The organism is Streptomyces sp. NPDC059454, assembly GCF_042749965.1.
GTDB lineage: Bacteria > Actinomycetota > Actinomycetes > Streptomycetales > Streptomycetaceae > Streptomyces.
On record NZ_JBHYVC010000117.1, the window covers coordinates 1 to 7,555 of the forward strand.

General features: G+C 68.0%; 7 protein-coding genes. 2 read left to right on the forward strand and 5 right to left on the reverse strand.

What is annotated here, in order from left to right; translation table 11 throughout:
- Positions 1-1,175: MFS transporter (locus ACFXAE_RS35865; RefSeq protein ID WP_384723815.1), on the forward strand; the 1,175-nt coding region annotated here is incomplete at its 5' end.
- Positions 1,176-1,253: 78 nt separating this feature from the next.
- Here the strand turns inward: ACFXAE_RS35865 and ACFXAE_RS35870 are convergent.
- Positions 1,254-1,922, reverse strand: a complete 669-nt coding sequence (locus tag ACFXAE_RS35870; RefSeq protein WP_384723830.1) for an IS6 family transposase — start codon at positions 1,920-1,922, stop codon at positions 1,254-1,256.
- Positions 1,923-2,311: 389 nt separating this feature from the next.
- Positions 2,312-4,054, reverse strand: coding sequence for an endo-1,4-beta-xylanase (locus ACFXAE_RS35875; protein ID WP_384723818.1), 1,743 nt, complete (start codon positions 4,052-4,054; stop codon positions 2,312-2,314).
- A gap of 86 nt (positions 4,055-4,140) precedes the next feature.
- Between ACFXAE_RS35875 and ACFXAE_RS35880 the strand changes: the two genes are divergently transcribed.
- Positions 4,141-4,875, forward strand: coding sequence for an IS3 family transposase (locus tag ACFXAE_RS35880; protein WP_384723821.1), 735 nt, complete (start codon positions 4,141-4,143; stop codon positions 4,873-4,875).
- Here ACFXAE_RS35880 and ACFXAE_RS35885 read toward each other — a convergent pair.
- From ACFXAE_RS35885 to ACFXAE_RS35895, 3 genes are all read right to left on the reverse strand, one after another.
- Positions 4,784-6,415: an IS1182 family transposase gene (locus tag ACFXAE_RS35885; protein ID WP_384723824.1), complete on the reverse strand. Its 1,632-nt coding sequence runs from the start codon at positions 6,413-6,415 to the stop codon at positions 4,784-4,786. The genes ACFXAE_RS35880 and ACFXAE_RS35885 overlap by 92 nt on opposite strands.
- A 149-nt stretch (positions 6,416-6,564) precedes the next feature.
- Complete coding sequence (locus ACFXAE_RS35890) at positions 6,565-6,723, reverse strand: IS3 family transposase (protein ID WP_384723833.1); 159 nt, start codon at positions 6,721-6,723, stop codon at positions 6,565-6,567.
- 64 nt (positions 6,724-6,787) lie between these two features.
- A partial coding sequence (locus tag ACFXAE_RS35895) for an IS30 family transposase (protein WP_384723827.1) occupies positions 6,788-7,555 on the reverse strand: 768 nt, incomplete at its 5' end.

The following is a 7,555-nucleotide window of genomic DNA, read 5'->3' on the forward strand; positions in this document are numbered from 1 at the left end:
GAACCGGGGACCGGTCGCGGCCCCGCGCCGCCCTCCTGGCGCTGTGCGCCACCCAGATCACCGGCTGGGGCATCGTCTACTACGCATTCCCCGTACTGAACCCGCAGATCACCGCCGACACAGGCTGGCCCACCGGGGCGACCACGGCAGCGTTCTCCGCCGCGCTGCTCGTCTCCGCGCTCGCAGGCATACGCGTCGGCCGCATCATCGACCACCGCGGCCCGCGCACCGTGATGACCGTCGGCTCGGTTCTCGGCGTGCTGAGCATCCTCACTGTGGCCGCAGCCCCCAACCTGCCGGTCTTCGTGGCCAGCTGGCTGCTCGCCGGACTCTCGATGGCCGCGACCTTCTACCAGCCCGCCTTCGCCGCGCTCACCCGCTGGTGGGCCCCCGACCACATCCGCGCCCTCACCGTCGTCACCCTGGCCGGCGGCCTGGCTTCCACGATCTTCGCCCCGGTGACCGCGGCGCTCGCCAACCACTTGTCCTGGCGCGCGACCTACGCCGTCCTCGCCCTGGTCCTCGCTGTCGTCACCATCCCCGCCCACGCTCTCGCACTCGACGCACCATGGCCGAAGGCACCACCGGCCCCCGCCCACGCCACCGGCGGCGCGGACACGGTGGCACGCAGCCGCCCGTTCTGGATGCTGGCTGCCGCCCTGACCCTTTCCGCGTTCGCCGTCTCCGCCGTCGTCGTCGCTCTGGTCCCGCTCCTGCTCGAACGTGGCTTCACCACCACCGAGGCCGCCTGGGCACTGGGCCTCGGCGGCGCCGGCCAGACCCTCGGCCGCACCCTGTACGCCACCCTCGTCCGCCACACCGGGACAACGGCCCGCACGACCGCACTGATCGCGCTCGGCGCGCTGACCACAGCGGCCCTCGCGCTCGTGCCCGGCCCATACGGCCTGCTGGTAGCGCTGTCCGTCGTGGCTGGCATGGTCCGCGGCAACCTCACCCTCCTCCAGGCCACCGCCATCACCGACCGCTGGGGCACCACCCACTACGGCCACCTGTCCGGCCTGCTCGCCGCGCCCACCACGGCAGCCTCCGCCCTCGCCCCCTTCGCTGGCGCCGCACTGGCCGCGCCACTGGGCGGCTACCCGCAGCTGTTCGGACTCCTGGCACTCATCGCCGGACTCGCCGCTCTGGTCACCTTCGGGACCAAACCACGGTGACGGCACTGTCACGTTGTTGGGTGCGTGATTGTCTGGCGGCGCGTCGGGGCGTGATGGGCCCTGGGGCCGGGCGGGTCTTCAGGCCGTGGTGGACCGGCTGGCAGCGCCGGTGATCTGGTCCCAGACGGTGAAGCGGACGGTCGTCTCGGCTCGGTGGTCGGAGGCTGTCATCAGGTGGCGGCGGGGCCGGAAGTGGGGCGAGATGCCGCTGAACGCGGACAGGAACCGCTGCGCCCCGCCGACGGAGCGGAAGCCCTTCGTCGCGCGTTCGCGCTGCCGCGTGGGCTGGTGGCTGTTCGCGGCCCGGTTGTTCAATCCCCTGTGGGCGCGGTGCTCGGCCGAGGGCATGACCTCGCGGTGGGCGGCGCCGTAAGAGCGCAGCTTGTCTGTGACCACCACCCGCGGCACCGCACGCGTCTTCTTCATCAGACGGTGGAAGAAACGCCGGGCGGCGGCCTTGTCCCGCCGGTTCTGCACGAGGACGTCCAGGACGTTGCCGTCGGAGTCGACGGCTCGCCACAAATACTTCGGCTCGCCGTTGATTTTGACGAACACCTCGTCCACATGCCACCTGTCCCCGGGCCGGGGCCGGCGGCTGCGCAGTCCGTTCGCATACGCCTGACCAAACTTGGCGCACCAGAGGCGCACGGTCTCGTACGAGACGATGACGCCGCGCTGGAGCATCAGCTCCTCCACCTCGCGGAACGACAACGGAAAGCGGAAGTACAGCCACACGCAGTGGGAGATGACCTCGACCGGGTAGCGATGCCCCTTGCACGACGGCGACGCACTCCCCCACGGACGACCCTTCCCGACGTGATCAACCCGAAGATCATCCCACCCGGTCAGCCAACGTGACAGTGCCCTCGGACAGCCCACCTCGTGAAAGCGCGAGGCTGAGCGTCAGGTGACGCTCTCACCCCTCGGCTCTCACAGATCCGTACGTGACAGCCGCCCGTCATGCAGCTCTTGTCGTTCTGGACCCGGGTCTCTTGAGGCCCGGGGTCCAGTGCTGCATCAGAAACTCTCGAACCTGAGACAGCATCACCCCCAGCGCTGAAAGACCACAGGCCCAAACCAGCACTACTGACTCTCACTACCACCGACACCAGACCGAGAGATCGCACCTTGATTCCTCACGCCTCGTCAAAGGCCTCGAGCAGGCGCTCGTACGCCAACTTCGGCCGCAGAGCCGCGTCCCACGGCAGGGAATCGGCCGTGCGCGGAGGATAGATCTTGGTGTCGGCGGTGGAACCGTACCGGTCGGTGAATCCCCATGTGGAGAACGATGTGCAGTTCGGCTCCTCCAGGCAGACCCGCAGCTTGCCCGCCATCTCGTCAGCCTGGATCTGCCGCCCGTCCTCCTCGTCCTCACCTATGGGGACGTCCATCTCCGACACCCGCGCCTGAACCCCGAGCTCCGCCAGATCCCGCACATGGCTGCGGAAGGTCTCCGGGTCGATGCGGTCGCCGGGTGCGTACTCATGGTTCTGGAAACCCACGCCGTCGATCGGTACGCCGCGTTCCTTGAGCCGCTTGACCAGATCGTAAAGGGCGTCCCACCGCTCGCCCTCCTCCTCGACCCCGTACTCGTTGAGGAACAGCCGTGCCTTCGGATCGGCCCGGTGGGCGGCCCTGAAGGCCTCGTCGATGTACTCCTCGCCCATGGCCTCGAACCACGGGCTCTGCTCGGAGCGCAGACCGAGATCCCCGTTGGTGTAGCTCTTCTCGTCGTCGGACATGGGCTCGTTGACCACATCCCATTCCGCGACCTTTCCCTTGAAGTGCCCGGCGACCATGGCGATGTGCCGGAGCATGGTCCGGCGCACCTCCTCGGGGTCGTCGTTCTCCCGCATCCAGTTGGGCAGAGCCTCGTGCCAGACGAGGGTGTGCGCGTGCACCTTCATGTCGTTCGCGCGGGCGAAGCGTACGAGTAGGTCCGCGTCGCGGAAGTCGTAGACGCCCCGGCGTGGGTGGAGGAACTGTGGCTTGAACGCGTTCTCCGGAGTGAGCATGGAGAACTGGCTCCCCGCGAGCGCCCGGTACCGTGAGTCGGTGAGCAGCGGGTTCTCGGCCAGAGCGGCGCCGACGTCGAACGGCCGCCCCACGTCTGCGGCCCGCGCACGCAGCGAGTCGTCGGACTGCTCCTGGCGTAGCTGCGGCGCCTTGATCACGCGAAGCGAGTCACCGCTCTCTGCCCGCGCGATCAGCTGCGTCAGACGCCATCCCTCGCGGCGCTCGTCTTCGGCCGCGTCCGCCTCCAGACCGAACCAGACAGTGCCCTCGGCGAACACCCCCGGGTCCTGCACGGTTCCCAGCCGCCGCCCGTCGGCTTTCACGCGGAAGGTGTCACCGATGCTCGACACGGCGAGCGTCACCGTCCCGGAGCAGCCGCAGTCGAAGTCCTTGGAGGTGGCCGGCTCATCGCCCTCGCCGTCCCATATCTGTACCTCCACTCGTCCGTCGGCCCTCACGCCGACGCGGAGTGAGGGCCGCTCCTGCCGCCACTCGTCGTAGATGACCGGTACCCGTCCGTACAGCCGCAGCCATGAGCCGCCGGCATCGTCACCCACACCGGACATGCGCGCGGTGACGGTGAAGTCGCCATCGGACCTAAGATGCGGGCCGGCCAGGTTCAGCGGGGGGTTGGGCTGGCCGCCGGAGGAGTCCTGCTCCACGATGTGCCGATCCGATGCGCTGACCCGCAGGATGTCGTTCCGCACGGTGGTGCCCGGCATCTGCGTCCAGTCGTAATTCCGCAGCAGGTCTTCGTCGTTTCCGCCGCCCGCGCCTTCGCCCTGCCCCGTACACCCGGCCGCCACCGCCATGACGAGCACCACGGCGGTCAGTCGCTGCCACGTCCCCCCACCAAGGTCCACGGTCCCTCCCACTCTCTTGTTCGAGACGAGATCAACGTCTCGAAACCGGGCCACAGTTCATCACACATGAGGTACGGCGGCCCTGTGTGGCACGTCCCAGCTCGTGTGGCGGAGCGGGCCCGGATCGTTGCGGCCTGCGCGGAAAGCGCATCAAAGGCCGCAAACGAGTCGAACGACTCATGCGCGAAGCCGGCCTCGCCGGGATCAGCCCTCGCCGAACGGGCAAGGGCTTCACCCGCCGCGACCGGGACGCCGAACTCGCCCCCGACCTCGTGCAACGCGACTTCACCGCCGACAGATCGAACCGGCTGTGGGTCACCGACCTCACCATGATCCCCACAGGTGAGGGACCCTTGTGGCTGTCGGCGATCAGAGACGCGCTCTCCCGCCGGGTGGTGTCCTGGGAGACCGCCGCCCACGCGGACGCCGACCTCGTACTGACCACCCGCGAGTACGCCCTCGCCTCCCGGGAGGCCGAACCCGGCCAGCTGATTCACCATGCGGACCACGGCTGTCAGTACACGTCCGTGAAGCTGACAACACGTCCGGCGCGGGCAGGAGTTGAGGCATCCATGGGATCTGTCGGAGACTCGTACGACAATGCTCTCGCGAAGAACCTCTGGATGCTCATCAAGACTGAGGGTCTCCGCGGCCGCACCTTCGCCACCCGGGCCGAGGCCAACCTCGCGCTCTTCGAGTACATCGACGGACCCTGTTGCCCAATTGATCTCATGCTGCGAGGTCGAGGGCGGCCAGTCGCGAAGTACGGGTGCAAGCGAGTGGGATTTCGTTCCACCAGGCATCGAGGCGGATCAGGTTGACAGCGGTAGCTGTGAGCACGTGCGCGAGGTGAGTCTTGGCCAAGCCCACGTAGCGGGTCCGGCGGACTCCGGCAGTCGCGACGGCCTGGTGGATGGTGCCTTCCACCCCTGCTCGGGCTGCGTAGCGTTGCTTCCACTCGGCCGTGGACTGCTCGGCGCGAACGCGTTCGAGCACCGCGTCCTGGTCCTGTGGGCGGACGGTCAGCTGCCGTCCGTACTGGGTGGAGCGGGTGCACTGATCACGTACGGGGCAGGATGCGCAGGTGGCGGTCGCGAAGCGGATGCGAATCGGGTCCCGGCCGTTGTTGTCCACGCCTTCTGTCCAGTACCTGCTCGTGGCACCGGCCGGGCAGACGGCTTGCTTGGCCTGCCAGTTGATGGCGAAGGCGGTCTTGCCGAAGCCGCCGCCCCGGGCCGCCTGCCGGGTATTGTTCGACCGCACCGGCCCAGTAACGGTGACACCACGGGAGACCGGTGCGGTCAGCAGCTCGGCGGAGGTGTACCCGGCATCCAGCAGGTGCTCCGCCGGCAGGAGACCTCTACTGGTGAGACGGTCGTGGACTTCATCGACGACCATCGCGTCGTTGACCGTGGCGTCGGTCGTGACGACGTGGGTGATCAGGTGCGGGCGCTGTGACTGTTTGGGGTCGTCACAGCTCTCGCTGACGTGGATCTTGTAGCCGACCCAGGCGGATCCGCGTTTTTTCGCGTACCGGGCATCGGGGTCATAGGGCGAGGTGATCAGCACTCTGCTCGGCGGGAGATCGTTCTTCCCCCGCCAGACCACCTCCTCTTCACCGTCGGCGACCGTGCGGGTGAACTGCTGCACCCACACGGTGCGCAGGACTGTCACGGCGGGCACCTGACGCAGCCATGTCGGCGCCTTCGGCGTGAAGACGGCTTCGAGCAGGCGGTAACCGTCGGCGGCGATCTGCCGGGCGAGTTCGCGCCGCTCCCGCTCCTCCGTCGGCAACCGGTAGGCATCGACCCTGGCTCCGTACCGTTCCTGCCAGGCGGGGTCCATCGACGTGCGCATCCAGTCCGGCGCCGCGGCGGCGAGTGCTTCCAGCGCGGATCGCAGTGTCTCCCCGACGAACTCCAGGCGGTTGAGGGACCGAACTGCGGCCAGGACGTGTGTCGAGTCGGTGCGCTGCCGTCCGCCGGAGGCGACCAGTCCCATCCCGGTGAGCCGCTCCAGCAGCAGGTCCAGGATCTTCTCCTCAAGACCGTGCGCGAGTAGCCGGTCCCGGAATCCGGTCGGCACGGTGTGGTCGAAGCCGGGATCGGTCAACTCCAGGCCCAGCAGGTACTTCACGTCGATCCTGGCCCGTACCGCGTGTGCTGCCTGGCGATCGGTCAGGTTCTCGGCGAACTGCAGGATGCTGACCAGCGCCAGCTGGCCAGGCGAGACGCCAGGGCGCCCTCGAACCCCGAATGCCTCCTTGAACTCCTCGTCCGCGAACAGCGGGCCGAGGCGTTCACGGATCCTCATCGCCAGACAGCCCTTGGGGAAGGCAGCACGCGCCACGTCCCGCGTCACCGCGGGCACCTCCGCCCTTGAGTCCGGCCGCATAGACACCGCACCACCCCCAGTCCTCGCGGCCGGGCGCCCCGGCTTCACACCCTCGAACCGCTCTGCACCACACACTTCAGGAGGGGCATGTCACGCGACTGATGATTACGTCAGAGTCACCCAATTGGGCAACAGGGTCCGTCGAGATACTCGAAGAGCGCGAGGTTGGCCTCGGCTCTGGTGGCGAACACCCGGCCGCGGATGCACTCGGTTTTGACCAGCATCCACAGGTTCTCCGCCAGGGCGTTGTCGAACGAGTCACCCACCGATCCCATGGATGCCTCGATTCCCGCCCGCATCAGACGTGTTGTGAGTTTGATGGACGTGTACTGGGTGAGTTCAACCGGTCGTTGCAACACCGGGCTGTTGTAGCGAGCGTAGCTGTTCCTCGAAGACCTCGGCCGGTGTCTGCCAACCGAGGACTTTTCGGGGCCGGTTGTTGATCGCCAGGGCGACGGCTTCGAGGTCCTCGGCGGACCATCGGGACAGGTCGGTGCCCTTCGGGAAGTACTGACGAAGCAGCCCGTTCGTGTTTTCGTTCGTCGGCCGTTGCCAGGGCGAGTGCGGATCGGCGAAGAACACCTTCGTCCCGGTATCGAGAGCGAACTGGGCATGGCCGGAGAGCTCCTTCCCCCGGTCCCAGGTGAGAGTCTTGCGCAGCTGCTCGGGCAGATGCGTCATCGATGTGGTGAGCGCCGCGTTCATCGCGATCGCGCCATAGCCCCCGAGCGAGGTGCCGTTCTTCACCGGCGGACTCTCGCCCCAGCCTTCGAGCCGGGGCAGGTGCACCAGGAGCGTGGAGCGGCTGCTGCGCTCGACAAGCGTGCCGATCGCGGAGCGGCCCGTCCCGATGATCAAATCGCCTTCCCAGTGTCCAGGGACCGCGCGGTCCCCGGCTTCGGCGGGGCGTTCGCTGATGACGACGTCCGTGGTGACATGCCCCTGCGGCTTGTTCTGCGACCGTGCCCGCGGAGTCCGTAGTGCCCGGCCGGTACGCAGACACGTGACCAGTTCCCGCTTGAGCGCGCCACGGCCCTCGATGAACAGCGCCTGGTAGATCGCTTCGTGGCTGATGCGCATGGACTCATCATCGGGGAAGTCGACACG